This is a genomic window from Enterobacter ludwigii (genome assembly GCF_001750725.1).
In the GTDB taxonomy this organism is placed as follows: Bacteria; Pseudomonadota; Gammaproteobacteria; order Enterobacterales; family Enterobacteriaceae; genus Enterobacter; species Enterobacter ludwigii.
In genome coordinates, this window is sequence record NZ_CP017279.1 from 592,310 (window position 1) to 618,291 (window position 25,982).

27 protein-coding genes and 1 riboswitch are annotated in these 25,982 nt (G+C 55.7%); of the genes, 10 read left to right on the top strand and 17 right to left on the bottom strand.

Going from position 1 to position 25,982, the window contains the following annotated elements; all coding sequences use genetic code 11:
* Positions 1–81: 81 nt before the first annotated feature.
* Positions 82–990 carry a uridine diphosphate-N-acetylglucosamine-binding protein YvcK gene (gene yvcK / locus BH714_RS02770; RefSeq protein ID WP_020884933.1) on the bottom strand — a complete coding sequence of 303 codons (909 nt, stop codon included), beginning with the start codon at positions 988–990 and terminating at the stop codon, positions 82–84.
* Between the two features lie 226 nt (positions 991–1,216).
* Positions 1,217–1,351, top strand: a riboswitch (molybdenum cofactor riboswitch).
* Here yvcK and moaA point away from each other — a divergent pair.
* The 6 genes from moaA to BH714_RS02800 all read left to right on the top strand — a co-directional run bounded on the left by moaA (position 1,339) and on the right by BH714_RS02800 (position 4,812).
* Positions 1,339–2,328 (top strand): GTP 3',8-cyclase MoaA, encoded by a 990-nt coding sequence (gene moaA / locus BH714_RS02775; protein ID WP_052445440.1) that lies wholly within the window; start codon positions 1,339–1,341, stop codon positions 2,326–2,328. (Overlaps the previous riboswitch by 13 nt.)
* Positions 2,329–2,352: 24 nt before the next feature.
* Positions 2,353–2,865, top strand: coding sequence for a molybdenum cofactor biosynthesis protein B (moaB, locus tag BH714_RS02780; RefSeq protein ID WP_020884931.1), 513 nt, complete (start codon positions 2,353–2,355; stop codon positions 2,863–2,865).
* A gap of 3 nt (positions 2,866–2,868) precedes the next feature.
* On the top strand, positions 2,869–3,354 hold the full coding sequence (gene moaC / locus BH714_RS02785) for a cyclic pyranopterin monophosphate synthase MoaC (RefSeq protein ID WP_008501142.1): 486 nt from the start codon (positions 2,869–2,871) through the stop codon (positions 3,352–3,354).
* The gene (gene moaD / locus BH714_RS02790) at positions 3,347–3,592 is read left to right on the top strand and encodes a molybdopterin synthase sulfur carrier subunit (protein WP_040016973.1); all 246 of its coding nucleotides are present in this window, start codon (positions 3,347–3,349) and stop codon (positions 3,590–3,592) included. Before moaC ends, moaD begins: the two co-directional genes overlap by 8 nt.
* Before the next feature lies 1 nt (position 3,593).
* Positions 3,594–4,046 carry a molybdopterin synthase catalytic subunit MoaE gene (gene moaE / locus BH714_RS02795; protein ID WP_014169225.1) on the top strand — a complete coding sequence of 151 codons (453 nt, stop codon included), beginning with the start codon at positions 3,594–3,596 and terminating at the stop codon, positions 4,044–4,046.
* A gap of 58 nt (positions 4,047–4,104) precedes the next feature.
* Entirely contained in the window at positions 4,105–4,812 is a 708-nt protein-coding gene (locus BH714_RS02800) for a Bax inhibitor-1/YccA family protein (RefSeq protein ID WP_014169226.1), read from the top strand.
* A gap of 58 nt (positions 4,813–4,870) precedes the next feature.
* On the opposite strand, the gene BH714_RS02805 is transcribed toward BH714_RS02800, so the two are convergent.
* Genes BH714_RS02805 through BH714_RS02815 form a run of 3 tightly spaced genes read right to left on the bottom strand, consistent with a single transcriptional unit; the run spans position 4,871 to position 7,832 of the window.
* Positions 4,871–5,833, bottom strand: coding sequence for a lysylphosphatidylglycerol synthase domain-containing protein (locus BH714_RS02805; RefSeq protein ID WP_020884928.1), 963 nt, complete (start codon positions 5,831–5,833; stop codon positions 4,871–4,873).
* Positions 5,833–7,074, bottom strand: coding sequence for a cardiolipin synthase ClsB (gene clsB / locus BH714_RS02810; protein ID WP_040016974.1), 1,242 nt, complete (start codon positions 7,072–7,074; stop codon positions 5,833–5,835). Before clsB ends, BH714_RS02805 begins: the two co-directional genes overlap by 1 nt.
* Positions 7,071–7,832: an endonuclease/exonuclease/phosphatase family protein gene (locus BH714_RS02815; RefSeq protein WP_014169229.1), complete on the bottom strand. Its 762-nt coding sequence runs from the start codon at positions 7,830–7,832 to the stop codon at positions 7,071–7,073. The genes clsB and BH714_RS02815 overlap by 4 nt, the downstream gene beginning before the upstream one ends.
* Before the next feature lie 133 nt (positions 7,833–7,965).
* On the opposite strand from BH714_RS02815, the gene BH714_RS02820 reads away from it, so the two are divergent.
* Entirely contained in the window at positions 7,966–8,376 is a 411-nt protein-coding gene (locus tag BH714_RS02820) for a YbhQ family protein (RefSeq protein WP_014169230.1), read from the top strand.
* Here the strand turns inward: BH714_RS02820 and BH714_RS02825 are convergent.
* From BH714_RS02825 to cecR, 5 genes are read right to left on the bottom strand one after another with little or no spacing between them, the layout of a single operon-like run.
* Positions 8,338–9,444 carry an ABC transporter permease gene (locus BH714_RS02825; protein WP_040016975.1) on the bottom strand — a complete coding sequence of 369 codons (1,107 nt, stop codon included), beginning with the start codon at positions 9,442–9,444 and terminating at the stop codon, positions 8,338–8,340. The genes BH714_RS02820 and BH714_RS02825 overlap by 39 nt on opposite strands.
* Positions 9,445–9,453: 9 nt before the next feature.
* Complete coding sequence (locus BH714_RS02830; RefSeq protein ID WP_040016976.1) at positions 9,454–10,587, bottom strand: ABC transporter permease; 1,134 nt, start codon at positions 10,585–10,587, stop codon at positions 9,454–9,456.
* Positions 10,577–12,316 (bottom strand): ATP-binding cassette domain-containing protein, encoded by a 1,740-nt coding sequence (locus BH714_RS02835; protein WP_040016977.1) that lies wholly within the window; start codon positions 12,314–12,316, stop codon positions 10,577–10,579. Before BH714_RS02835 ends, BH714_RS02830 begins: the two co-directional genes overlap by 11 nt.
* Positions 12,309–13,304, bottom strand: coding sequence for a secretion protein HlyD (gene hlyD / locus BH714_RS02840; RefSeq protein ID WP_040016978.1), 996 nt, complete (start codon positions 13,302–13,304; stop codon positions 12,309–12,311). Before hlyD ends, BH714_RS02835 begins: the two co-directional genes overlap by 8 nt.
* Positions 13,301–13,978: a transcriptional regulator CecR gene (gene cecR, locus BH714_RS02845; RefSeq protein ID WP_014169235.1), complete on the bottom strand. Its 678-nt coding sequence runs from the start codon at positions 13,976–13,978 to the stop codon at positions 13,301–13,303. The genes hlyD and cecR overlap by 4 nt, the downstream gene beginning before the upstream one ends.
* A gap of 237 nt (positions 13,979–14,215) precedes the next feature.
* Between cecR and rhlE the strand changes: the two genes are divergently transcribed.
* Together rhlE and dinG are read left to right on the top strand one after the other, a co-directional pair.
* Positions 14,216–15,604 carry an ATP-dependent RNA helicase RhlE gene (gene rhlE / locus BH714_RS02850; RefSeq protein ID WP_020884924.1) on the top strand — a complete coding sequence of 463 codons (1,389 nt, stop codon included), beginning with the start codon at positions 14,216–14,218 and terminating at the stop codon, positions 15,602–15,604.
* A 96-nt stretch (positions 15,605–15,700) separates the two neighbouring features.
* On the top strand, positions 15,701–17,878 hold the full coding sequence (dinG, locus tag BH714_RS02855; protein WP_040016979.1) for an ATP-dependent DNA helicase DinG: 2,178 nt from the start codon (positions 15,701–15,703) through the stop codon (positions 17,876–17,878).
* On the opposite strand, the gene BH714_RS02860 is transcribed toward dinG, so the two are convergent.
* From BH714_RS02860 to BH714_RS02880, 5 genes are all read right to left on the bottom strand, one after another.
* Positions 17,865–18,368: a fimbrial protein gene (locus tag BH714_RS02860; protein WP_020884922.1), complete on the bottom strand. Its 504-nt coding sequence runs from the start codon at positions 18,366–18,368 to the stop codon at positions 17,865–17,867. The genes dinG and BH714_RS02860 overlap by 14 nt on opposite strands.
* Positions 18,369–18,373: 5 nt before the next feature.
* Positions 18,374–19,363, bottom strand: a complete 990-nt coding sequence (locus BH714_RS02865) for a fimbrial protein (RefSeq protein WP_020884921.1) — start codon at positions 19,361–19,363, stop codon at positions 18,374–18,376.
* 22 nt (positions 19,364–19,385) lie between these two features.
* Positions 19,386–21,929, bottom strand: coding sequence for a fimbria/pilus outer membrane usher protein (locus BH714_RS02870; RefSeq protein ID WP_040016980.1), 2,544 nt, complete (start codon positions 21,927–21,929; stop codon positions 19,386–19,388).
* Positions 21,930–21,955: 26 nt separating this feature from the next.
* Positions 21,956–22,630: a fimbrial biogenesis chaperone gene (locus BH714_RS02875; protein WP_032677726.1), complete on the bottom strand. Its 675-nt coding sequence runs from the start codon at positions 22,628–22,630 to the stop codon at positions 21,956–21,958.
* Positions 22,631–22,698: 68 nt separating this feature from the next.
* A complete protein-coding gene (locus BH714_RS02880; protein ID WP_014169244.1) occupies positions 22,699–23,235 on the bottom strand; it encodes a fimbrial protein in 537 nt (178 codons plus the stop codon).
* 256 nt (positions 23,236–23,491) lie between these two features.
* Between BH714_RS02880 and ybiB the strand changes: the two genes are divergently transcribed.
* The gene (gene ybiB / locus BH714_RS02885; protein WP_040016981.1) at positions 23,492–24,454 is read left to right on the top strand and encodes a DNA-binding protein YbiB; all 963 of its coding nucleotides are present in this window, start codon (positions 23,492–23,494) and stop codon (positions 24,452–24,454) included.
* Positions 24,455–24,569: 115 nt separating this feature from the next.
* On the opposite strand, the gene ybiJ is transcribed toward ybiB, so the two are convergent.
* The 3 genes from ybiJ to mcbA form a co-directional block, all read right to left on the bottom strand.
* Complete coding sequence (gene ybiJ, locus BH714_RS02890) at positions 24,570–24,830, bottom strand: DUF1471 family protein YbiJ (RefSeq protein WP_020884917.1); 261 nt, start codon at positions 24,828–24,830, stop codon at positions 24,570–24,572.
* A gap of 285 nt (positions 24,831–25,115) precedes the next feature.
* Positions 25,116–25,382: a DksA/TraR family C4-type zinc finger protein gene (locus BH714_RS02895; RefSeq protein WP_014169247.1), complete on the bottom strand. Its 267-nt coding sequence runs from the start codon at positions 25,380–25,382 to the stop codon at positions 25,116–25,118.
* Between the two features lie 117 nt (positions 25,383–25,499).
* Entirely contained in the window at positions 25,500–25,766 is a 267-nt protein-coding gene (gene mcbA / locus BH714_RS02900; protein ID WP_032677729.1) for a DUF1471 family periplasmic protein McbA, read from the bottom strand.
* Between the last annotated feature and the right edge of the window lie 216 nt (positions 25,767–25,982).

Consider the following 25,982-nt stretch of genomic DNA (forward strand, 5'->3'; position numbering starts at 1 on the left):
AGCAAAATGACAGCCGCAGGCTGTCATTTTTTTAGTGGTTGCTCTCTCCCGTGGGAGAGTGGTCGGGTGAAGGCATAATTTCTATCCCAGGTCCTGAATCGCCTTCTCCAGCGCTTCACGCAGCAGGTGACGGTCGTGGCGATATTTGATATCGCTCGCTTCCAGCGGCTCCTGAACCACCACGCGATCGCCAATCCCTGATACATCAACTTTCGGGCCGACCACCACGCCATCGATGATTTTCTTCCCGACGTACTGCTCCATCAGATTCAGTTTGTCCGCCAGCGACAGGCTCGCCGCCGCCGGGCTCAACTCACGGCCTAAATTGCCGATGTAAACCATGGGGGCGGGCGTTCTGCGCAGGGCCTGTGCCAGCTCTTTGACCAGTAAAATGGGCATCAGACTGGTGTAAAAACTGCCCGGCCCAATCAAAATCAAATCCGCTTCGCCGATGGCCTCAATGGCTTCACGCGTGGCGGGCACGCTTGGGTAGGTCATCAGCTCTTTTGGCGGCACGGTAAGCTGGTCGATGTTCACTTCGCCATAAACCTCGTGCCCTTCCGCATCGATCGCCATTAAATCGACCGGTTGTTCGGACATTGGGATCAGGAACGCGTCAACCTTGAGCAGGTTTCGGATCAAATTGATGGCTTCCAGCGGGCGCACTGACAGGTGATCCAGCGCTTTAAGCATCAAATTTCCAAGGTTATGCCCGGAAAGTTCGCCGTTACCGCCAAAACGGTACTCAAACATCGCCGAAGCGACGCTCGGCTCGGTAATTAACTGATTCAGACAATTACGCATATCGCCCCAGGCGATACCCCCTTCCGCGCGTCGAATACGCCCGGTGGAGCCGCCATTATCCGTGGTTGTCACTATCCCTGTCAGCCTTGAGCCAAGTGAAGACAGAGAAGACATCACTCGCCCCAGACCATGGCCTCCGCCAAGAGCGACAACACGGTCAAGATCCGCAAAAGTGCGATTGCGCATACACATTCCTTATCACGTTCGATCTGCGTAACACTACCCTAACTACCCCTAAAAGACGATGCCTCACCCGGCGCAAAATGACGTATATCAATGTGAATATGCTGTTTTTAGGTATTCTGTAGCGAAAATACACGATTATGTCGTTATGTATATTGTTATATAGCGTTAAGTGATAATGGCGAAGGGGAGATTTCCGCGCTACTATCGCCATAACCACGTTTTCAAATTTGAAAACATACACTCGAGCCCTGGCGCCTGTGTCGAAAGATATGGCGTCCTGGCCGTGGCGAATATGCCACCAGGGTACAGAAAGAAATGACTGTGCCTCCCGTCTCTGGAAAGGTGTACATGGCTTCACAACTTACTGATGCATTCGCGCGTAAGTTTTTTTACTTACGTCTGTCGATTACCGATGTGTGCAACTTCCGTTGCACCTACTGCCTGCCCGATGGCTACAAACCGGGCAGCGTCACCAATAACGGCTTTCTCTCCGTGGACGAAGTGCGCCGCGTCACGCGCGCATTCTCTGAGCTCGGCACGGAAAAGGTCCGCCTGACCGGAGGGGAACCCTCTCTGCGTCGTGATTTCCCCGATATCATTGCTGCGGTGCGTGAGAACGATCGTATCCGTCAGATTGCGGTCACCACCAACGGGTACCGTATGGCTCGCGACGTTGCGGCCTGGCGCGACGCGGGCTTAACCGCCATCAACGTCAGCGTGGACAGCCTTGATGCCCGCCAGTTTCATGCCATTACCGGCCAGGATAAATTCCGTCAGGTGATGGATGGAATTGACGCGGCGTTCAGTGCCGGGTTCCAGAAGGTCAAAGTCAATACGGTGCTGATGCGTGACGTCAACCATCACCAGCTTGATACCTTCCTGGCGTGGATCAAATCCCGCCCCATCCAGTTGCGTTTTATCGAGCTGATGGAAACCGGCGAGGGCAGTGAGCTGTTCCGTCGGCATCACATCTCCGGGATGGTGTTGCGTGCTGAGCTGCTGAAACGCGGCTGGATCCACCAGATCCGTCAGCGCAGCGACGGCCCGGCGCAGGTCTTTTGTCACCCGGATTACGAAGGGGAAATCGGGCTTATCATGCCGTATGAGAAAGACTTCTGTGCCAGCTGTAACCGTCTTCGCGTCTCCTCCGTTGGTAAGCTGCATCTGTGCCTGTTCGGGGATGGCGGTGTCGACCTTCGCGATCTGCTGGCGGAAGACGCCCAACAGGCCGCGCTTGAAGCGCGGATTTCTGAAGCTCTGACGCACAAAAAACAGACCCACTTCCTGCATCAGGGCAACACCGGCATTACTCAGAACCTGTCCTACATTGGCGGGTAATCAGGCTTAAGAAGGAACCAGAAGATGAGTCAGGTTAGCGCGGAATTTATCCCGACACGCATTGCTATTCTTACCGTTTCCGACCGCCGCGGTGAAGAGGATGACACCTCCGGCCACTGGCTGCGCGATGCGGCACATGATGCCGGGCACAGTATTGTTGATAAGGCGATCGTGAAAGAGAACCGTTATGCCATTCGTGCCCGGGTCTCTCAGTGGATTGCCAGCGATGAGGTGCAGGTGGTGCTGATCACCGGTGGCACCGGCTTTACCACAGGCGACCAGGCTCCCGAGGCGCTCGTCCCGCTGTTTGACCGGGAAGTGGAAGGCTTTGGTGAAGTGTTCCGCATGCTCTCGTTTGAAGAGATTGGCACCTCCACGCTGCAGTCGCGTGCGGTGGCCGGTGTGGCGAACGGCACGTTGATTTTTGCCATGCCAGGCTCGACAAAAGCGTGTCGCACCGCGTGGGAAAATATCATTGCGCCGCAGCTGGATGCCCGTACCCGTCCGTGTAATTTCCATCCCCATTTAAAGAAATAAGTTATGTCGCAACTGACCCACATTAACGCCGCTGGCGAAGCACATATGGTGGATGTCTCCGCCAAAGCCGAAACGGTGCGTGAGGCGCGTGCTGAAGCCTTCGTGACCATGTTGCCAGAGACCCTGGCGATGATTATTGACGGCAGCCATCACAAAGGCGACGTCTTTGCCACCGCCCGCATCGCCGGGATCCAGGCTGCGAAACGCACCTGGGACTTAATTCCGCTCTGCCACCCGCTGATGTTGAGCAAGGTGGAAGTTAACCTGCAGGCGCAGCCGGAGCACAACCGCGTGCGCATCGAGTCGCTCTGCCGCTTAACCGGGAAAACCGGGGTTGAGATGGAAGCCCTGACGGCGGCCTCTGTCGCCGCGTTGACTATCTATGACATGTGCAAAGCGGTGCAGAAAGATATGGTGATTGGCCCGGTTCGTTTGCTGGCGAAAAGCGGTGGTAAATCCGGTGATTTTAAGGTGGACAGCCATGATTAAGGTGCTCTTTTTTGCTCAGGTCCGCGAGCTGGTGGGCACCGACAGCCTGATGCTTGATGCCCCGTTTGACACCGTTGCCGACCTGCGTGCGCATCTTGCCGCGCAAAGCGACCGCTGGGCGCTGGCGCTGGATGAAGGCAAGCTGCTGGCCGCGGTTAACCAGACGCTGGTGGAGCTGACCCATCCGCTGACGGCCGGGGATGAAGTGGCCTTCTTCCCGCCGGTGACAGGGGGCTAAGATGGCTGAAACCCGAATTCTGGTAGGTCATGATCGTTTCAGCGTTGGTACAGAATATGACTGGCTGGCAGAGCGTGACGAAGACGGTGCGGTTGTCACCTTCACCGGTAAAGTGCGTAACCATAATCTCGGCGACAGCGTAAAGGCGCTGACGCTGGAGCACTATCCGGGCATGACGGAGAAATCCCTCGCGGAGATCGTTGAACAGGCGCGTGGCCGCTGGCCGCTCGGGCGAGTGACGGTTATCCACCGTATTGGTGAAATGTGGCCTGGCGAGGAAATCGTTTTTGTCGGCGTGACCAGTGCCCATCGTAGTAGCGCGTTTGCAGCAGGGGAGTTCATTATGGATTACCTCAAAACTAAAGCGCCATTCTGGAAACGTGAAGCGACGCCGGAAGGCGACAGGTGGGTTGAGTCGCGTGACAGCGACAAAGAAGCCGCCAGTCGTTGGTAGTCGGTTCGCGTGGATGTGTTAGTCTTAACGTGTGTGTCTACTTAATCAGGAGTGAATCATGGACCGATTTCCGCGTTCCGATTCAATAGTACAGCAGACCCGTACCGGGCTGCAGACGTATATGGCTCAGGTTTATGGCTGGATGACGGTCGGTTTACTGCTGACCGCCTTTATCGCATGGTATGCAGCCAACACGCCTGAGCTGATGATGTTTATCTTCTCAAGCAAAATCACCTTCTTTGGGCTGATCATCGCGCAACTGGCGCTGGTCTTTGTTCTCTCCGGCCTGGTGCAGAAGCTGAGCGCCGGAATGGCGACCACGCTGTTTATGCTCTATTCGGCACTGACGGGGCTAACGCTCTCCAGCATCTTCATCGTGTATACCTATTCCTCCATCGCCAGCACGTTTGTGGTCGCTGGCGGGATGTTTGGTGCGATGAGCCTCTACGGCTACACCACGAAGCGTGACCTGAGCGGTTTCGGCAGCATGCTGTTTATGGGGCTGATTGGGATTGTGCTGGCGTCGCTGGTGAACCTGTGGCTGAAGAGTGAAGCGCTGATGTGGGCGGTGACCTATATCGGGGTTGTGATCTTCGTCGGTTTGACGGCCTACGACACTCAGAAGCTGAAAAATATTGGCGAACAGATTGACGTACGCGACAGCTCAAACCTGCGCAAATACGCGATTCTGGGCGCCCTGACGCTGTATCTGGACTTCATCAACCTGTTCCTGATGTTGCTGCGTATTTTAGGCAACCGTCGTTAAGGGTATTTCCCTTACCCGACCTGCGTTGCGCAGGTCGGGTAAGTTCCCCCGCCAGACCTCACTTCGCTAACGCTTTCTCATTCTTCGCCCGCAGTTTCTTCGCCCGACTCTCCAGCACCAGATAACACACCGTTGCCAGCGCCAGCGGCAGGAAGTAATAGAGCATACGGTAGGCCAGCAGGGCGGCAATAATCGTACCCTGTGAAACATGCTCTCCGGCGAGCAGGGCGATAAATACCGCCTCCAGCACCCCAATCCCCGCCGGAATATGCACGATTACGCCGGCAATGCTGCTGACCAGCAGCACGCCCAGCACAAAGAAGTAATTCACATCTTCACCAATGAGCATCCAGATAATCGCCCCCATCGCCATCCAGTTGGCGCTGGACACGGCCATCTGCAGGACCGCGAATTTCCACGAAGGCAGCACCAGTTTTTGCCCCTTGATGGTCATGTGTCGGCGTTTGGCAAAGGCGCAGGCCCAAAGATAGAGCGCAATGATGAGCAGTAATGCAAAGCCTAAAATCCGCAGCGTGGTTTCATCGATGTACCAGTGCGCAGGCAATTGCACCACGCCGATGGTGAAAATCACTCCGCCGAGCAGAATGTAACCCAGCCAGTTGGTGGTGATGCTGAGGGAAAAAATGCGCGTAATGGTCCCACCCGGCAGGCCGAGGCGCGAGTAAAGGCGATAGCGCATGCCGATCCCGCCCACCCAGGTACTCAATGTCAGGTTAAAGGCGTAACAGATAAACGACACCAGCATGACCTGGCGCTTCGCAAGCTTATGGCCGCAGTAGGCGCGGCCCAGCAGGTCATAGCAGCCGTATATGAGGTAGCTTACAATCACCAGCCCCACCGCGCCCAGCAGCACCAGCCGGTTGTAGTTGCGGATAACTTTCCACACCTCTTCCCAGTCAACTTTCTGGGCGTAAACCACCAGCAGAACCGCGACGGCGATGAAAAACAGCCAGGTGAGGATCTTTTTAGCCAGCCGCCAACGTGGATGTGATTTCGACATCAGGTTTTCCCTCCATCTTCCGCTTCAACGCGGTCCTGGGTTTCCATTTCGGGCTGGACAGGCGGATCCACCAGCGCAAGTTTTGGCGTGTGCGCCGGCAGCCAGCCCACCATCGCCGGGAAATGACGCAGGAAGTGGAACACCACCACGCTAATACCCAGATTCCACCAGGTGCGTTTGGGCACCATGGATTCGTCCACGCGCACGCAGTCGTTCACGATCAACGCCTGCAGGTTATCCCTGAGAGTCTGGTTGAAATGGCGATCGTGGATGATCAGGTTAGCTTCAAGATTGAGTGATAAACTCAGCGGGTCGAGATTGCTGGAGCCCACGGTGGCCCAGTGATCGTCCATCAGGGCAACTTTGCCGTGCAGCGGCCGACGGCGATATTCGTAAATTTGTACGCCACCTTTCACCAGATAGTTGTACAGCAGCCGGGCACCGATTTTGACAATCTGCATGTCCGGCTCGCCCTGAACAATGAGCTTCACGCGAACGCCGCGTCGGGCCGCATTGCGCATGGCATGCAGCAGGCGATAGCCCGGGAAAAAGTAGGCGTTGGCGATGATCACTTCGCGCTTCGCATTCGCCAGCATCTTCAGGTAATGCCGCTCAATGTCGTCCCGGTGCTCACCGTTATCCCGCCAGACAAACAGCGCCTGCGCTTCACCGGGGTGACGGTTCTCTTCCGGACGATGGTGGCGGCGCTGCCACCAGCGGCGGGCAGCTTCTTTACCGGGCAGGTTTTCCAGCTCAAAGAGCAGGATATCCTGCACCACCGGTCCTTCAATGCGAATCGCGTAATCCTGCTTGGCTTCCGGGCCGTAATCGGACATATGTTCAGCGGAGTAGTTAATGCCGCCAACAAACGCTACCGTCTCATCCACCACCACAATTTTGCGGTGCATCCGGCGGAAAAGATTGGTACGCATGCCGAAAAGGCGAGGGCCAGGATCGTAATAACGGAACACGACGCCTGCTGAGGTGAGCTCATTGACGAACGCATCACTGAGGTCCGGTGAGCCATAGCCATCCAGCAGCACTTCGATTTTGACGCCACGCAGGGCAGCACGCAGCAGCACGCTGTGCAACTGCTTACCGACGTCGTCTTCGAACCAGATAAACGTTTCAAGGATCACTTTCTGCTTTGCGTGGTCAATCGCGTCAAACACCGCGGGGTAATATTCATCCCCGTTGACCAGCAGCGTGATCCGGTTGCCTTCCTGCCATGAACATTTCATAAGTGGATCTCCGCGCTGAGCGGCGCATGGTCGGAAAGATGTCGCCAGTTAAGTAACGCCAGTGCGGTCGGGCTGCTGGCATGGGCGTTTTTCACGTAGATTCTGTCGAGTCGCAAAAACGGGAACCGTACCGGAAAGGTGCGTGCAGGCCTGCCGTTTGCACGGGTGAAAATCTCCTCAAGTCCGGCATCAACCTTCAACGGATGGTTAGCCCGCTGCCGCCAGTCGTTGAAATCACCGGCCACGACCACGGGTTCACCTTCGGGCAGGGCATTGGTCCATTCGGCCAGCATTTTTAGCTGAGCCTGGCGATGGGCTTCGCGCAGGCCCAGATGAACACAGCCCACGTGCACCGGGAACGCCAGATCCGGCGGGGCGATACGGCAGTAAAGCAGCCCGCGTTTTTCACTTTCACCCACAGAGACGTCGCGGTTTTCGTAATGTTCGATGGGAAAACGTGACAGCACCGCATTACCGTGATGCCCTTCCGGGTACACCGCGTTGCGCCCGTAGGCGTAATCACTCCACATGGTGTCGGCCAGGAATTCGTAGTGCGGGGTGTCCGGCCAGTTTTCAAAGTGAAGCGGATGCACTTCGTGCGCGCCCATGACTTCCTGAAGGCAGACAATGTCCGCGCTGACGGTGCGAACCGCGTCGCGCAGCTCCGGTAAAATGAAGCGGCGGTTAAATGCTGTGAAGCCTTTATGAATGTTTATCGTCAGCACTTTAAGCGAGAAATGCTGCATTTTTTTGGTCATACGTTCCTTCCAGGGTGACTATCCCGATGAAAATAAAGTGTAGTAGGCGTCACAAAAAGATGCGGTGTTACGGAATTTTCCGTAAAGTGCGGTAGTCTGATTAAGCAGAGAAAAATCCTTCAGGAGAGAAGCCATGAAGTGGCAACAACGCGTTCGTGTCGCAACTGGCCTGAGTTGCTGGCAGATAATGTTGCATTTACTGGTCGTGGCCGTACTGGTGATGGGCTGGATGAGCGGCACGCTGGTGCGGGTCGGCTTAGGGCTATGCGTCCTCTATGGCGTCACCGTACTGTCGATGCTGTTTTTACAGCGCCACCACGAAGCACGCTGGCGTGAGGTGGGTGATGTGCTCGAAGAGCTCACCACCACCTGGTACTTTGGTGCGGCGATGATTGTGCTTTGGTTGTTGTCGCGTGTGCTGCAAAACAACCTGCTGCTGGCCCTGGCCGGTCTGGCAATCCTCGCAGGGCCTGCCGTGGTCTCGTTACTGACCAAAGAGAAAAAGCTACGCGATGTTTCGTCTAAACATCACGTACGCCACTGAGCCCGTCGTGGCCGCTATGATCAGTAGCGGCCACAAACTTCCCCAGACAATGTCCAGACTCGCATCCTTCAGATAGATCTGCTTGGTGATATCCGTGAAGTGCCGAATCGGGTTTATCCACGTCAAATCCTGTAACCATACCGGCATGTTCTCGACGGGCGAGACGTAGCCCGAAAGCAAAATCGCCGGCATCATAAAGACGAACACGCCAATAAATGCCTGCTGCTGGGTAGAGCAGAGCGCGGAAATCAGCAGTCCAAACCCGACCAGCGACAGCCCGTAAATCACCATCGTGAAGTAGAACAGCGCCAGCGAACCGGCGAACGGGATTTGGTAGGCCCATATTCCCACGCCCAGCACGATGGTGGCCTGGAAGGTCGCGACAATCAGCGCCGGAACCGCTTTGCCGACGAAAATTTGCCATGTTGCGAGCGGGGAAACCAGCAGCTGATCGAGCGTCCCCTGTTCGCGCTCACGGGCGACGGAGAGTGACGTTACGATCATCACTCCGATGGTGGTGATCATGGCGATCAGCGATGGCACCACGAACCATTTGTAATCCAGATTCGGGTTATACCAGTTGCGCACCACCAGCTCGCTGTTGTTAAGTTTCGGTTTCCCGTCCATCAACTCCTGTTGGTAATCCTTCACCACCTGCTGAAGATAGTTGGCTGCAATCTGGGCGCTGTTGGAGTTGCGCCCGTCGAGGATTAACTGCATTGGTGCCGTCTGGAAGGTATCCAGGTTGCGGGAAAAATCGGCCGGGAAACGCACCAGCAATAACGCTTTTTGCGTATCGATGGTGGGCTGGATCTCCTGTGGGCTTTTCAGCAGCAGGATGTGGGTAAAAGCCTTCGCCCGGGCGAAACGCTGCGTCAATTCGACGGAATGTTTGCCGTTATCTTCGTTGTAGATAGCAATGGTGGCGTTAGTCACCTCCAGCGTGGCGGCAAACGGGAAGAGCAACACCTGAAGCAACACCGGTAATACCAGAATGGCGCGCGTCTGCGGCTCGCGCAGCAGCGACTGCAGCTCTTTGCGTATCAATGTCCATAAACGGTGAAACATGTTCGCTCCTTAATCCAGACGCCGTTTGGTCTTTATCCACGTCAGCCCAATAAACATCGTTGCCGATGCCAGCAAAAACAGCGTGTTGATGATCAGCACCACCGGAATATTCCCCGCCAGGAACAGGCTTTGCAGCGTACTCACGAAGTAGCGCGCCGGAATAATGTAAGTCACGGCACGGATTACGGCGGGCATGCTGTCTATCTGGAAAATAAACCCGGACAGCATAATCGACGGTAAAAAGGCGGCGTTCAGGGCCACCTGCGCGGCGTTGAACTGATTACGGGTGATGGTGGAGATAAGCAGCCCCATCCCGAGGGTGCTCAGTAAAAACAGACTGGTGATAAAGAACAGCACCACCAGCGATCCGCGGTACGGCACGCCGAGGATAAACACCGAGACCAGCATGCAGAGCAGCATCGCCAGCATGCCGAGGAAGTAGTAGGGAATAAGTTTACAGAGCAGCAGTTCAACCCGTGTGACCTCGGTAGACAGCAGCGCCTCCATGGTGCCGCGTTCCCACTCGCGGGCAATCACCAGCGAGGTCAAAATGGCGCCAATAACCGTCATGATGATGGTCACCGCACCCGGGATAATAAAATGCTGGCTAATGGCCGCAGGGTTAAACCAGTAGCGCGTCTGCACGTCGATCAGCGGTTCGAAGGTTTCCCCGCGGTCTTCGGCGCGCTGCATTTGCCACAGCTGCCAGATGCCCTCCACATAGCCTTGTACAAAGTTCGCGGTGTTTGGCTCGCTGCCGTCGGTGATCACCTGCACCGGCGCACTGGCATCGGTGCGCGCCATGTTGGTGGCAAAATCTACCGGGATCACCACCAGCCCGCGTATCTTCCCGGCCTGCATCATCTGGATTAACGCCTGCCGGTTGTCGCTGATGGTGGCGTCGATGTAAGGGGAGCCGGTCATGGTGTGGGTGAAATCAAGCGCCTCTTCGCTCTGTTGCTCCAGCAAAATCCCGACCCGCAGTTTGCTGGAGTCGAGGTTGATCCCGTAGCCAAAGATGAAGAGCAGCAGCAGGGGGATCACCACAGCGATCAGCCAGCTGCTGGGGTCACGCACGATCTGGCGCGTCTCTTTGATACACAACGCACGCACCCTGCGCCATGAAATGGCGTTATTGCGCATGGGCATTCTCCTTATCCCAGTCGTGGATGAGGGTAATAAACGCCTGTTCCATGGTCGGGTCCGGCACCTCATCATCGGCAGCCTGTTCTTTCAGGTCGTCCGGCGTACCGTGGGCAATCAGCTTGCCGCGATACACCAGCCCGATGCGGTCGCAGTATTCCGCCTCATCCATAAAGTGGGTGGTTACCATGACCGTGACCCCTTTCTCCACCATGCTGTTAATATGCAGCCAGAACTCGCGGCGGGTGAGGGGGTCAACGCCGGAGGTCGGCTCATCGAGAAACAGGATATCGGGCTCATGCATTAATGAGCAGGCCAGCGCCAGCCGCTGCTTGAAACCGAGCGGCAGTTCGTCGGTGGCATGGGAAGCAATGCCCGTCAGGCCAAAGGCCTCGCTCATGCGGTGGATTTTCTCGTTCTGCGCGCGGCCCCGCAGGCCGTACACGCCGGAGAAAAAGCGCAGGTTCTGCTCGACCGTCAGGTTGCCATACAGCGAGAATTTTTGCGCCATATAGCCCAGATGCTGACGCGCCTTGCCGGAGCTGACCTTCAGGTCCATGTCGAGCACCAGCGCTTTCCCCGAGGTCGGTACCAGCAGGCCGCACATCATCTTAAAAGTGGTCGATTTCCCGGCGCCGTTTGGCCCGAGCAGGCCAAAAATCTCACCGCGTTTCACCGCGAAATTGACGTTATCGGTGGCGGCGAAATCCCCAAACTTTTTGGTGAGGGATTTGGCTTCAATCACCGTTTCACCCGGCGTACCTTCAACCGTGTGCAGGATCGCGGCGAGGGGGGATTCTGATGTCCCTGCGCCGCCGAGCAGATCGATAAACGCATCTTCAAAGCGTGGCGCGGTCTCCTCCATCTCAATTTCAGGCATACCCGGTGCACGACGTATATCGTCCGCGGTCGCCTCTTTCGTGAGGATCACGCGCACCGAACGGCCCTGAATCATTCCATCGCTGACCTGAGGTAGCTTTAGCACCCGCTGCAGCAGCTGACGGTTGGAGGCCTGGGCGCTGTGCAACAGGAAGCTGCGACCAGCCATGCTCTGCGTCAGCGTGGTCGGCTCGCCCTGATAAAGCAGCTCACCTTCGTTCATCAGCAGAACGTCACGGCACTGTTCCGCTTCATCAAGGTACGAAGTGCTCCAGAGGATCAGCATCCCATCGCCGGCTAACTCATGCACCATCTGCCACAGCTCGCGGCGCGAAATCGGGTCGACGCCCACGCCAGGTTCATCGAGCAAGAGAACCTTCGGCTCGCCCACCAGCGTACAGGCCAGCCCCAGCTTCTGTTTCATCCCGCCGGAGAGCTTGCCCGCCAGCCGGTCGGTGAAGGGGCCAAGCGAGGTAAATTCCAGCAAACGGGCAAAGGTCTTCTGACGGGTTTCGCCAGTGACGCTGCGCAGGTCAGCATACAGATTGAGGTTTTCCATCACCGTCAGGTCTTCATACAGACCAAACTTCTGCGGCATATAGCCCAGCATGGCATGGAGCGCGCCATCGTCTTTAATCGGGTCGAGTCCGAGCACGCTGGCGGTTCCTTCATCGGGCTTTAACAAACCCGCCAGCATCCGCATCAGCGTCGTTTTGCCTGCGCCGTCCGGGCCAACCAGCCCGGTCACATAGCCTTTCTGAATGGTACAGTTCAGCGGGGCGACGGCAGGTTTTTCCATTCCCGCGAAGCGTTTGACCAGATTGTTGAGCTGAATAACCGCGTCATTCATGTCGTTCCCCGTCGCTGACTTTTACGGTGACAGGCATGCCCTGACGCAGCGCGTCGTCGGCATCGGTCACGATGATGCGCAGGCGATAAACCAGGTCGGTACGCAGATCCGGCGTTTCAACCGTTTTAGGCGTGAATTCAGCCGTCGGTGACACAAAGCCAACTTTGCCATGATACGGTTTATCCGGCCGACCGTCGGTGTAGAGCAGCAGCTCGCGGCCCGGCTGCATCTGGCCGAGATTAGGCTCATCAATGTAGGCGCGCACCCATACCGGACGCGTCAGAGAAAGCGTCAGGACGGTGCTCCCCGCGCTTAACATGCTGCCCGGCTCCACGGCGCGGGTCATCAGCGTGCCGTCAGACGGGGCAATGAGCGTGGTGTCGTGCAGATCCAGTTCCGCCTGCGCCAGCTGCGCCTGCGCCTGTTCCAGGCTGGCTTTTGCCTGCGCGATGTCCTGCGGGCGGTTACCGGTGTGGTACTGGCTTAATTTATCCTGGGCGGATTTCAGCGTCGCCTGGGCCTGGTCGCGGGAGGAGCGGGCGTTTTCCAGGTCGTTGGCAGAAATGGTGCGGCTTTTCCACAGTCCCTGCTGACGGGCATAGAAGTTTTGCGCGTAGTCATAGGCGGCCTGCGCCTGTTTGACCGCGGCGGCGGCCTGAGCAATCTCTTCGTCACGGTAGCCGGCCAGCATCAGGTCATATTGCGCCTGCGCCACGGAAACGCCTGCTTTCGCCTGCATCAGCGCGTTCTCGTACGGGGCCTTGTCGAGCATCCCCAGCCTCTGACCGGTTTTGATGGTATCGCCTTCATCAACGGTGAGGGAGGCCAGGCGCCCCCCGACGCGGAAACTCATATTCACGGTGCGAATATCGACGTTACCGTACAGCGTCAGGCCTCTGTCCTGGTGACTTTGATACCACAGCCAGCCGCCGATACCTGCGGCAAGCAGAACAACGACCACCAGAATGATGGCGACAGGTTTTTTCATGACTTCAGGCTCCTTTGCGTTAAGCCTTGCAGGATCAGATCGAGATGACAGGTGATGACCTGGCTAATCTGCGCGGCTTTATCCTCATCAAATTGTGTCCAGCCGGTGCGTAACAGGATCGTTTCGCGCCCAAGACGGAAGGCGAGAATTTCACCCAGCAGGGCGTGGGTATGCAAAATAGTCTCGGTATCGTCGGCGTCTCGTCCGGTATAGGCCGCGATCAGCCGGGTCAGGTGCGTATGCATCGGGGCAATCACCTGATCGTGCACTCGCTGGTAAGCCGCCGTAGGGGAGAGCTGCTCACGGGAGATGAACTTACTCAGGCTCAGCGTCTCGTCGTGGGTCAGCAGGCGAATCATATTGTCGCAGGCGCTGATAATCAGCTGCCTGATGGCGGCGCGATCCGGCGACGGTTGGCTCAATAGCCCGCTGGCCTCTTCAACGTGTGGCCGAAAATGGTTACCGATAAAGTCGGCGATCCACTGGGCACAGGCGAGGTACAAATCCTCTTTTGAGCCAAAATAGTAGGTGATGGCCGCAATGTTTTGCCCGGCCTGCGCCGCGATGTCCCGCGTGGTGGCATGCAGACCATATTCGCCAAACTGCGCCAGCGCGGCGGCAATAAGCTGGTTTTTGGCCTGTTCACCTTTCGATGTCGTAGGGGTCGTATTCATGGCGGTTTTAAAAATTAATCAATCGATTGATTAACATTATGCCCGGTTGCCCATTTTGTCCAGTGACCACACGGCGGGAAATCTTTCGTCAACGCAGCGCCGCGGGATATTTTATGCGCCACGTCACAAAACCTGCTACACTCCGCTGCTTCACGACATTGTGGTTTTTGTCCTTCCCTATTCGTTATATCTCCCTGAAAACTACACCTGTGATGGTCGGGGCGGTTCGGAGTTTTTATGTCTTTTGATTCCCTTGGCCTGAACCCTGAAATTTTGCGCGCTATCGCAGAGCAGGGCTACGTCGAGCCAACCCCAATCCAGCAGCAGGCTATTCCGGCCGTTCTGCAGGGCCGCGACCTGATGGCCAGCGCCCAGACCGGTACCGGTAAGACCGCGGGTTTTACCCTGCCGCTGTTAGAGCTGCTGGTAAAAAATCAGCCGCACGCTAAAGGACGTCGTCCGGTGCGTGCCCTGATCCTCACCCCAACGCGTGAGCTGGCGGCCCAGATTGGTGAGAACGTGCGTGAGTACAGCCGCTATCTCAACATTCGCTCGCTGGTGGTTTTCGGTGGAGTAAGCATTAACCCGCAGATGATGAAGCTGCGCGGTGGCGTGGACGTGCTGGTGGCAACGCCGGGTCGTCTGTTGGATCTTGAGCACCAGAATGCCCTGAAGCTTGATAGCATCGAAATCCTGGTGCTGGACGAAGCTGACCGCATGCTGGATATGGGCTTTATCCACGACATTCGTCGCGTGCTGGCTAAGCTGCCACCGCGTCGTCAGAACCTGCTGTTCTCTGCCACCTTCTCTGATGAGATCAAGGCGCTGGCGGAAAAACTGCTGCATAACCCGCTGGAAGTGGAAGTGGCGCGCCGCAACACCGCCTCTGAGCAAATTACCCAGCACGTTCACTTCGTTGATAAAAAGCGTAAGCGGGAACTGCTCTCCCATATGATTGGTCAGGGCAACTGGCAGCAGGTGCTGGTCTTTACCCGTACCAAGCACGGCGCTAACCATCTGGCGGAGCAGCTGAATAAAGACGGTATCCGCAGCGCGGCGATCCACGGTAACAAAAGCCAGGGGGCACGTACCCGCGCGCTGGCTGAATTTAAATCCGGTGACATTCGCGTCCTGGTTGCCACCGACATTGCTGCCCGTGGTCTGGATATTGAAGAGCTGCCGCACGTCGTCAACTACGAGCTGCCAAACGTACCGGAAGACTATGTTCACCGTATCGGTCGTACCGGTCGTGCGGCGGCAACCGGTGAAGCGCTTTCGCTGGTGTGTGTGGATGAACACAAACTGCTGCGTGATATCGAACGTCTGCTGAGAAAAGAGATCCCGCGTATCGAAACCCCGGGCTATGACGTGGACCCGTCCATCAAGGCGGAGCCTATTCAGAATGGCCGTCAGGGCGGCGGCGGTGGTCGTGGTCAGGGGGGCGGGGGGCGCAGTCAGCAGCCGCGTCGTTCTGAAGGCGGTGCACCGAAAGCCGCGGGCAAACCTCCGCGTCGTAATACAGAGGCTAAGCCAGGCGGTGAAAGCCCATGGCGTAGCGGCGAGGGGAAACCGGCAGGGGAAGGGCAGCGCCGACGCCGCCCGCGTAAACCTGCTAACCCGCAGTAATCTGGAAGCCCGGTCGTAAAGCCGGGCTTTTCTTTTGCGGCAGCGGAAAGAAAGTGCCACAATAGTGGCTGTTTATACAGTATTTCAGGTCCTCCGATGGCTTTAACCGCGGCGCTCAAAGCGCAAATTGGCGCCTGGTATAAGGCGCTACAACAGCAGATCCCCGACTTTATCCCCCGAGCGCCTCAGCGGCAGATGATTGCTGATGTGGCAAAAACGCTCTCCGGGGACGACGGACGACATCTGGCGATTGAAGCCCCGACGGGTGTCGGGAAAACCCTTTCGTATTTAATCCCGGGCATTGCCATCGCGCGGGAAGAGCAAAAAACGCTGGTGGTCAGCACCGCTAATGTGGCCCTGCAGGATCAAATCTTCAGCAAAGACCTGCCGTTGCTGCGCAAAATTATCCCTGAACTGCGATTTACAGCCGCCTTTGGCCGCGGGCGTTATGTGTGTCCGCGCAATCTCGCGGCTCTCGCCAGCAGTGAGCCCTCTCAGCAGGATCTGCTGGCCTTCCTGGATGATGAACTGACGCCGAACAACAAAGCGGAACAGGAGCAGTGCGCGAAGCTAAAAACCGAGCTCGACAGCTACAAGTGGGACGGCCTTCGCGATCACACCAGCCATGCCATCAGCGATGATTTGTGGCGCAGGCTCAGCACCGATAAAGCCAGTTGCCTTAACCGCAACTGCCACTACTATCGCGAGTGCCCGTTCTTTGTCGCACGGCGGGAGATTCAGGAAGCGGAGGTGGTTGTCGCTAACCACGCGCTGGTCATGGCCGCGCTGGAGAGTGAGGCCGTCCTGCCGGAGCCCAAAAACCTGCTGCTGGTGCTCGATGAAGGCCACCATTTGCCCGATGTGGCGCGGGATGCGCTGGAGATGAGCGCCGAAATCACCGCGCCGTGGTTCCGCCTGCAGCTGGATCTGTTCTGCAAGCTGGTGGCGACCTGCATGGAGCAGTTCCGCCCGAAAACCACGCCGCCGCTGGCGGTGCCCGAGCGGCTGAGCGAACATTGCGAAGCGGTCTACAGCCTTATTGCTTCCCTGAATAACATCCTCAATCTTTATCTCCCGGAGACCCAGGAAGCAGAGCATCGCTTTGCGATGGGAGAGCTGCCCGACGAGGTGATGGAGATCTGCCAGCAGCTGGCGAAGCACCTTGAAAAGCTGCGCGGGCTGGCGGAGATGTTCTTAAACGATCTCAGTGAGAAAACCGGTACCCACGACGTGGTACGTTTGCACCGCATTCTGCTGCAGATGAACCGTGCGTTGGGCATGTTCGAAGCCCAGAGCAAGCTCTGGCGTCTGGCCTCGATGGCGCAGGCGTCCGGTGCGCCGGTCACCAAATGGGCAACCCGTGACGTGAAAGACGGACAGGCGCACCTGTTTTTCCACTGCGTGGGGATTCGTGTTGCCGATCAGCTGGAAAAGCTTATCTGGCGCAGCGTGCCGCACGTGGTAGTGACTTCCGCGACGTTGCGTTCCCTGAACAGTTTCTCCCGTTTACAGGAGATGAGCGGACTGAAAGAGAAAGCTGGCGATCGTTTTGTGGCGCTGGATTCGCCGTTTAACCACTGTGAACAGGGCAAGCTGGTCATTCCGCGCATGAAGTATGAGCCGCTTATCGACAACGAAGAACAGCACATTGCCGAAATGGCAGCGTATTTCCGCGAGCAGCTGGAGAGTGAAAAATATCCCGGCATGCTGGTCCTGTTTGCCAGTGGAAGGGCGATGCAGCGTTTTCTGGAGCACGTTACCGACCTGCGATTGCTGTTGCTGGTGCAGGGCGATCAGCCCCGCTACCGGCTGGTAGAGCTGCACCGCAAACGCATTGATAACGGGGAACGTAGCGTGCTGATCGGGCTGCAGTCATTCGCGGAGGGGCTGGATCTGAAGGGGGATTACCTGACGCAGGTGCATATCCATAAAATCGCCTTCCCGCCCATCGACAGCCCGGTCGTCATCACCGAAGGTGAATGGCTCAAAAGCCTCAATCGCTATCCGTTCGAGGTCCAAAGCTTACCCGCGGCATCGTTTAATCTGATTCAGCAGGTGGGGCGTCTCATCCGTAGCCACAGCTGCTGGGGAGAGGTGGTGATTTATGACAAACGTCTGCTCACCAAAAATTACGGCCAGCGGTTACTCAACGCTCTGCCTGTTTTCCCGATTGAACAGCCAGACGTGCCCGATGTTAAAAAACGTCCGGCAAAACCTGCCGCCGGACGGCGTAAAAGCATCCGTACGAAGGGGCGCGGGCCTACTGGTAAGTAAAAGTCACCTGGACCACACTGTTAAACGTTCCGGCGGTGACGGGCAATGCGCTGGCATAATAGCGGGCAGCCAGAGGAAACGTTGCCGTGTGGTCCGCTGAGTTAACCGGAACGTTAAAGGCTGCCTGCGGGGCAATGAGTATATTGTCCTGGCGGTCTGCCAGTTCCAGAGCCAACCCTTTCGCACTGCCGATATTGGCGAATTTTGTCGGGTGCGTACTGTCGGCCTGACCATAGAAAAAGGCGGTCGCCAGTGCAAGTGTGGGAGGGCAATGCGAGACCGAGAGCGTAAAGTCTTTCCACGCGCCGGTATCGCCCACATTTTTAAAATCCCCTGTTACCGCCTGGCCTAAATCCACCGTCAGGTTGCGGCTGGCGCTGTCAATAATGCAGGTGTTGGCGTAAATATTGCCTGTCATCTGGATCTGAATATCGTCCGCCTGTGCCCGGGCAATCAAGCCGAGAATCAGGATCGCAAGTGTCTTTTTCATGTTGGTCACTTATAAGCCAGAGTGATCGTCGCCACGGTATTGGCTGGCCCCGGTGTCACCACGTTGCTGACCTGTTCGTAGCGAACCTCGAACGGTATTCGCAGGGTTTCGTTGGCGATGGCCTGGCTTCGGGTACTGACATAGGTGTCAAAGGTGGCGAGATGGTCATCAAAGAGCATTCTCACGCCCACGCCGGTTGCCATGCCGTTCTGCTGAGTCAATTTGATCACCCCTTCGAATGCCGTTTCGTAGCCGTTTGCGCTGGTCACCTTTAGCTCAGGCTGGACGGTGCTGTCGCAATTAATCGTGACGTCAAAGTTTTGTGCAGGGCTGGATAGCAACCCGATACTGATAAAATCACTGACGGGAAAATCGCCCAGGTTCACGGTGAGATTTTTGGGCAGGACAGAGCAGGTAACCGTTTCGAGGTTCACATTGCCCGCATAGGAAATCGTATTGGGATCGCTGATGCCTTCATGCTGATAAACCCCGACGCCAAATTTAGACTCCGCCTGAGAAAGCGAACCTGATTTGACCGTATTGCTCGTTTTCACCAGTTCCAGCGTGACATTAAAGTTAAAGGACTCAGAAATGTCGTTGGAGACATAGCCCAGCGGCGTGCCGCTTGAATTACAGTAAATTCCCCCGGCACCGGTAATTCGCTGGCCTTTGTCATTCATCAGCGCTACGCCAATTCCTTCCAGCCCTGATTCATACACCCCAGAAAGACCGGGGATCTCCAGACCTGCGCCGTAATAGCACGCAACAATCGGAAGCCCGAAGTCAGAAGGGTTATAGCAGTTGCCCGCCACGTGAACGGTCTGCTCGGTGCCCGGAATGGTGGCACCTACCGGCAACGTGCTTGAGACGGATACGGAGGCCACATTAATCTGTTTTGGCAGATCGGAGGAGGTACAGAGCGCGTTAGCATGTGGCATAAATAACGCGGCGGTTCCCAGAACCAGGAAGAAAAAGCACTGTTTAATCATTTGCATAATGGTTTGCCTGAACGGTGAATCAGTGGCACTGCGCAGCAGCGTTAAGGATGTTGGTTTTCTCTGTCTCATCCGTAAGGACGTAGTCGGCCTCGCAGTGCTCGCTCGCATCCTGTCCCCAGGTGACGGTGAGATGCCCTTGCTTTGGCAGGCCGGAGAGATAGGTCTGGCCGTCATTGCCGACAATAAATTCGCTGTCCTTATCCTCCGTTGTTACCGTCGCACCGAAGGGCAGCGGTTTACCGTTGTGCGTCAGCGTCATCAGGACCCGGCTGCCCACGCGGGTATTAAAGCTGGCGCGCACCACGGCCCCGCGTGTCGGGGTAACAACGTACGCTGCGTGCGTCACGTCGGCCTCGTCGGGCAGGGTTTCGGTATCCAGCGCAATGGTATTGTGGCGATAAGGGGTAACAAACGGCACGACGGTATAGCCGCGGAAGTCGGTCTCAACGCCCGTCTGATTGGCGATATGCGTACCGTGTGTTCCCGGTGCTTTCACCAGCGCAATGGTCTCTCCGAGCGGCTGGCTCAGGGTTATCCCGTTGGCGTGCACGATCGCGCCACCCTGCAGCCCGACGTTTACGGTTTGCTGGTATTTATCCTGGCTTACCCCGCCGCTCACTTCGCCATAGGTCGCTTTATAATCGGCGTTCATGCTGGTGGAGTTTCCGCTACCGGTGCTGCTCAGCCCCTCCTGAATATTCCAGTTCAGGTTGTCTCCCTTCAGCGCGGTACCGTTAAGGCCGATGTTCTGTGTCGTGCCGTCTTTGGTGTTGTTGAGGTTGTAGGTGGCCCAGGTGTTATGCATCCAGCGATCCAGTGGAACGGAGACGTTTAACGAGAACTGGTTGTCGTTCATCACATCCTCACCGTTCGCATCGCTGTCCTGGGTGTTTTTGTTCATGCTGTAGCTCAGGCTGTAGCTGACGCCGTGCCAGCTGTTGTTGTAGCTGACGCTCATGGAGGTCATATCCTGGCTCTGGCTCCAGTAGGTCTCTTTGACCAGGCTCAGGGTGACAGAGCCCCAGCCCGCGGGCAGCGTCTGGTCGACGGTGGCTTCCGTTCGGGCACGTCGCTGCTGCGGCGCAGACCCGTCATCTGAACGGGTGTAAGACTCCATCGTGTCTTCCAGGGTGTAAAACCCTTTGCTGTTGTAGCGATAGCCCGCCAGGGAGAAGTGAGTGCCCGAGGCGACAAAATCTTTGCTGTAGCGAACGCGCCAGGATCGGCCTTTGCTGGTCTGCTGTTTTTTCAGCAGCGCTTTGGCGCGGGTGACATCAAGGGAGAAAGCACCCAAATCGCCCAGGTTTTTCCCGACGCCCAGCGCCCGGGACTGATAATGGCGACTCTGCTGCGCACCACCGTAGGCGGTGAAACCCAATGGCATGCCGTAGATGGCGCTGCCCTCGGCAAACGGGGTTTGTTCGACGTCCTTGTCGTAAGACCGGTAACGCCCGGCGGTCACGCTGTAGCGGAGATTCTTTTCACGCTGCAGTACCGGGACCGAGGCGTAGGGCACGACAAAGTGACTTTCGCTGCCGTCGGTCTCTTTCACGGTGACCTGCAGATCGCCGCTGCTGCCGGTGGGATAGAGATCGTTAATTTCAAACGCACCGGGTGCAACCGTGTTCTGATAAATGACGTAACCGTTCTGACGAACCATCACCAGCGCATTGCTGTGGGCAGTGCCGCGAATAATCGGCGCATAGCCTTTTTCACTGTCCGGGAGCATGTCGGTATCGGATTTCAGCTCAACCCCGGTATAGGGCACGCTGTCGAAAACGTCCGACGGGGAGGTGCTTTGCCCGACGGTCATATCGCTTTTCATCGCCACGATATCGCGTTGAGCATAGGTGTAGACGGAGGAGAACCTGTGCTCTTCCTCGCTGCCCGTTGTGCTGCGAGTCCACGTGGAATAATTGCGTATGCGCCAGGCCCCCACATTGAGGCCCGGGCGCAGGTTAACGTACTGGCTGCTGTTATCCTGCTCTCCCTGCACACGGGCATGGCTCTGGCTGGCGGTGGCGCTGTAGTTCAGCAGACCTGCGGTGATCCCTTCGTCGAACGTTTTCGGGTCGATATACCCGCGTGGGACCTGGCCCAGTGCCGTTTGTGGAATACTGAGCAACAGTTGCTGATGACGAACCTGAAACGTTGCGGATGCCGCGGGAATGGCGTTTATATCGGCGCACTGGCCTTTAGCCATCAGCGCGGGATACTGCCGGGTTTTGATCCCAAGGTTTTTTAGCTCATCCAGGCTAAAGCAGGGTTGAAGAGAATGATTGCCCTGAGCGTCTTTTATTAATTTGAACGTGACATCACGGGTATCAATTTTATTATTGTTGATGAAAATGTTGACCTGATATTTCCCGGGGGCTTGTCCCGGTCCTTTTTCATAAACAGACAGGTCGGTTTTCCCCTGTTGAGGATTATCAATATCCAGTAATGCCGGGTTGAAATAATCATCAGCCATAACCTGCTGCGCAAAGATCGCCAGTGCCAGGCCACATAAAATGACCAGCATTGAAGAAAGGCGATGGATGAACGGCTTTTTATGGCTGTACATGATGATATTAATAGCCTGAGTGGGTGTTAATGAACGGATGCCGACCAGGTCTGACTGATGCTGCCGTAATCAGTAATAATGGAGTAGGTGACGGTCGACCCGCTGGCATTATCGGGTAAGGCAAAGTGCGTTTCCGTTTTGGGGACTGCCCAGGTGGCTTTATCCACTTTATGGCCGTTAAGCATCACCGTCTGGAAATTCATATAGAAAGGCGTCGGGTTATTCACAACCAGGTCGTGACCTTCACGATGCCACTGAAGCTTGTCCGCCACAGCCTCGGGTTTGCCAGTTATTGCTGACGGGCGATACAACAATTTAATGCGTGTATTAATGGCAATCTGCAGGGTATTTACCCCTTCGACGTGCTTTGACGAGGGAATAGCTTTGATATTAAGCCAGTAGAGAGACTCACGATCCTCGGGCAAATTTCCGCCGGTACGCACGACACGCAGGACGTTATCCTCTTTTGCATCGAGACGAAACAGCGGTGGGGTGATCAGGAAGGGGGCTTTAGCCGGGTTTTTACCGCCAGAATCAACCCAGGACTGTACCAGATAATCCGTGGCATCTGGGTTTGAAAGACCCAGAGACGACTCCTTTTTATCGCCCTGGTAGACCAGGCGTGTGCCATTAATAACGACACCGGCATGGGAAGTGGCGGCTACCAGTAAAAGAGCACTCAGTAAATAACCGTGGCGCATAAAGGTATCTCAATAAAAGAAGAGATATTAACTCCCAGAACAGAGCTAATATCTCAGGATGGATAATATCAGTTATAAATAACGGTGAAGGTCGACACGGCGTTTGCCAGACCTGCGGTGATTGCAGCCTGGGTCTGAATATAACGGGCTCCAAATTCCAGGTTATTGACCGCCGTACCGGAGGCTAACGGATATTGCTGAGAGGGCGTATACAAACTCACCGGTTGCTCAGACGCGTCCACCAGCTGAATAGCGACACCTGTTGCAGCATCTACATCCGGCGTTAATGCCAGCGTAGTGTTGTTATCCGGATCCGGCGTGCCACCGAAGTTAATGGCGGCGGAAGTCACGGTCTCCGGGCAATTCTTTAATTGAATATCAAACTTGGTTAATGTGCTGGTAGATCCAGCCCCGGTAAATACCGTTTTAGACACTTTGCCTAACTGAACATTTAATGGATTACTTAACCCGTTCACTACCTGACAAGCAGAATCAATAATTTCACCGGTGAAGTTAATCTGACCTTCACCGTTTGTTGCCGCAAATGCGGATGCAGAACATCCTGCCGTTGCGGCGATAAATAAACCTATAGCAACCTTGTTCATAACAAATCCTGGTATGTTTCTGGTGAGAACGTTGCCTAGACGTTTTCACCGTTGACCTTAAATGATTTTCCGTTGGTTATTTAATCAGAAACGGGTGGGGTAAGAATCTTCAACGGCAATCACAAATAATTGAAATAGTGCTTGAGTTTCTTTTTTCGTCATAAAAACAGAAGGATGATCCGGTTCAAAAACACTAACGGCCAGACGTTCTTCAGGGCTATATTGTTAACAAGATGAAGCTGTCAGGAGAGATGTCGTGGATTATCGCAAAATTATCAAAGAGGTAGGACGAGGGAAAAATCATGCCCGCGATCTGGACCATGAAACCGCTCGTGCGCTCTATACGCATATGCTCAACGGTGACGTACCCGACCTTGAAATGGGCGGTATCCTGATAGCGCTGCGTATCAAAGGAGAAGGCGAAGCGGAGATGCGTGGCTTCTACGAAGCAATGCAGGCGCAGACCCTGCGCTTAAACGCGCCAGTGGCAAAACCGATGCCGATTGTGATCCCGAGCTATAACGGGGCACGCAAGCAGGCCAACCTGACGCCGCTGCTCGCTATTTTATTGCACAAGCTGGGCTTCCCGGTGGTGGTGCATGGTGTAAGCGAAGATCCAACCCGCGTGCTGACCGAAACGATTTTCGGCATGCTGGGTATCGAACCCACACGGCATGCCGGCCAGGCACAGGCGAAGCTTGATGGCCATCAGCCGGTTTATATTCCTGTCGGAGCCCTTTGCCCCCCGCTGGAGAAGCAGCTGGATATGCGCTGGCGCATGGGCGTGCGTAACAGCGCGCATACGCTGGCGAAACTGGCTACGCCGTTTGGCGAAGACGCGGCTCTGCGTCTTTCCAGCGTCTCTCACCCGGAGTACGTGACGCGCGTGGGGAAATTCTTTGAAGACATAGGCGGCAGGGCCTTGTTGATGCACGGCACGGAAGGCGAGGTGTATGCTAACCCGCAGCGCTGCCCACAGATGATGCTGATTGATTCCGCTGGCACGCGCGCCATTCTCGAGCGAGGGGAAGAGCGTTCCGACGCGATCCTGCCTGACGCAAAAGATCCGCATACCACCGCCCACTGGATTGAGCAGTGCCTGGCCGGAAAGGTTCCGGTACCGCACGCGATCAAGTTGCAGATGGCCTGTTGCCTGCTGGCGACCGGTGAAGTTGAATCCGTAGAGGCAGGGATGGAACGCGTCGGGGAGACGTTTTAAGCCCAAAAAAAAGCCCGTCCAGTGGCGGACGGGCAAGCAAGGGTAACAACAACAGGGTCAATGAGGGTTGGAGCAGCTCACCAGAGGGTATGGCGAGGGTGGAGCATTCAGTCAATTACTTATAGATAACCGCAGTACCGCTCAGTTTGTTATTGGTGTTCGCGGAGGTGATGGTGTATCCGCTTGCACCGGCAGCAGCAGCTTTCTCAGCCAGTTTCGCTTCCAGACCGTCCAGAGTGGTCGCGCCTTCAGCACTTACCACACCGAGTTTGTTCATGCTCTGCGCCTGAGATGGAGACACAGGTTCTGCAGCAAAAGCGCCGAAAGACAGAGCGGACAGGGCAACAGCAGCAACAGCATATTTGATGGTTTTCATAATTAATCTCTCGCAGGTGATTCTGTTAAGGGGACGATGTTCCGTCGATGTGACAAGTATCACGTTTTTTTATGCGAGAGAAAATCGAAGAGAATTGACGTGGTTGCTCAAAAAAATTGAATGACAAATAACTTATTGAATATTAATAAATTCAGAGGACGACTTTACACTTCTTGTAGCTGCGCTTTACAGAAGCGACGAGAAGGGCACATTTTGCTACGCGGTTCACAAAAAACCGTGAGCGTAAAGGTAACCGCTTGCGCCGTTAACTTCGGTAAAGGAAAGTCAACGTAGCTGGCTGTCTTTCGATCCTCTGCGATTATATCCTGAGTGTGCGCTATTTTTCGAATCTTTCTCCTGCTGGCAGGCGATGCATAACCGTACGCCCGGTATGGCTTTGCGCCGCGCTTCCGGGATCACTTCTCCGCACTCTTCACATTCATAGAGACTTTCACCGCGCGGAATTTCACCGCGAGCGCGCGCAACCGCATCTTCAATTGTACTGTTGATTTGTTCGTTAACGGCGTCATCATTCGCCCAACCGGAAGCCATGGTTTACTCCTGGGATCTGTTAAGCCCTGTTTTTACTATGGGGTGAAAAAACGTGCAGTCAAGGCAGAGAGGAACTGCATCTGTCAGGCAGATGCAGTTTGTTTATAGAAAGAGACGTTATTTATAAATGGTCGCCGTGCCATACATATGGTTATCCCCGCCCGCGGCGTTAACCACGAAACCTTTAGCCCCTTCCTGGCGGGCTTTTTCGGCGAGTTTATTCTGGAGATCGTCAAGGTTACTTGCGCGGCTTACCGAGACGGTGCCCGCAGGCTTAAGCTGGCTGGTATCTGTATTGTCGGTCAATGACTGTACCGCCATGGCAGAGAATGACGCGGTAGCCAGTGCACCCGCGAGAACAACAAGGGTCAGGTATTTTTTCATAATCACATCCTCATTAGGAAACAACAGGTGATTCCCTTTAAGTTTAGAAGCCTGGCGAGTGTGATTTAGCGCAAAAATTTGATGATGATCTGCTTATTTTTTGAACGATAAAAATTGACGTTTTACTGACAGATCATAGACATAAAGGTGTTTGATTTATGACGGGTTTTTGAGCGTCGCAGAGAAATATTTACCGTTGAGCCTGCAAAGGGTATC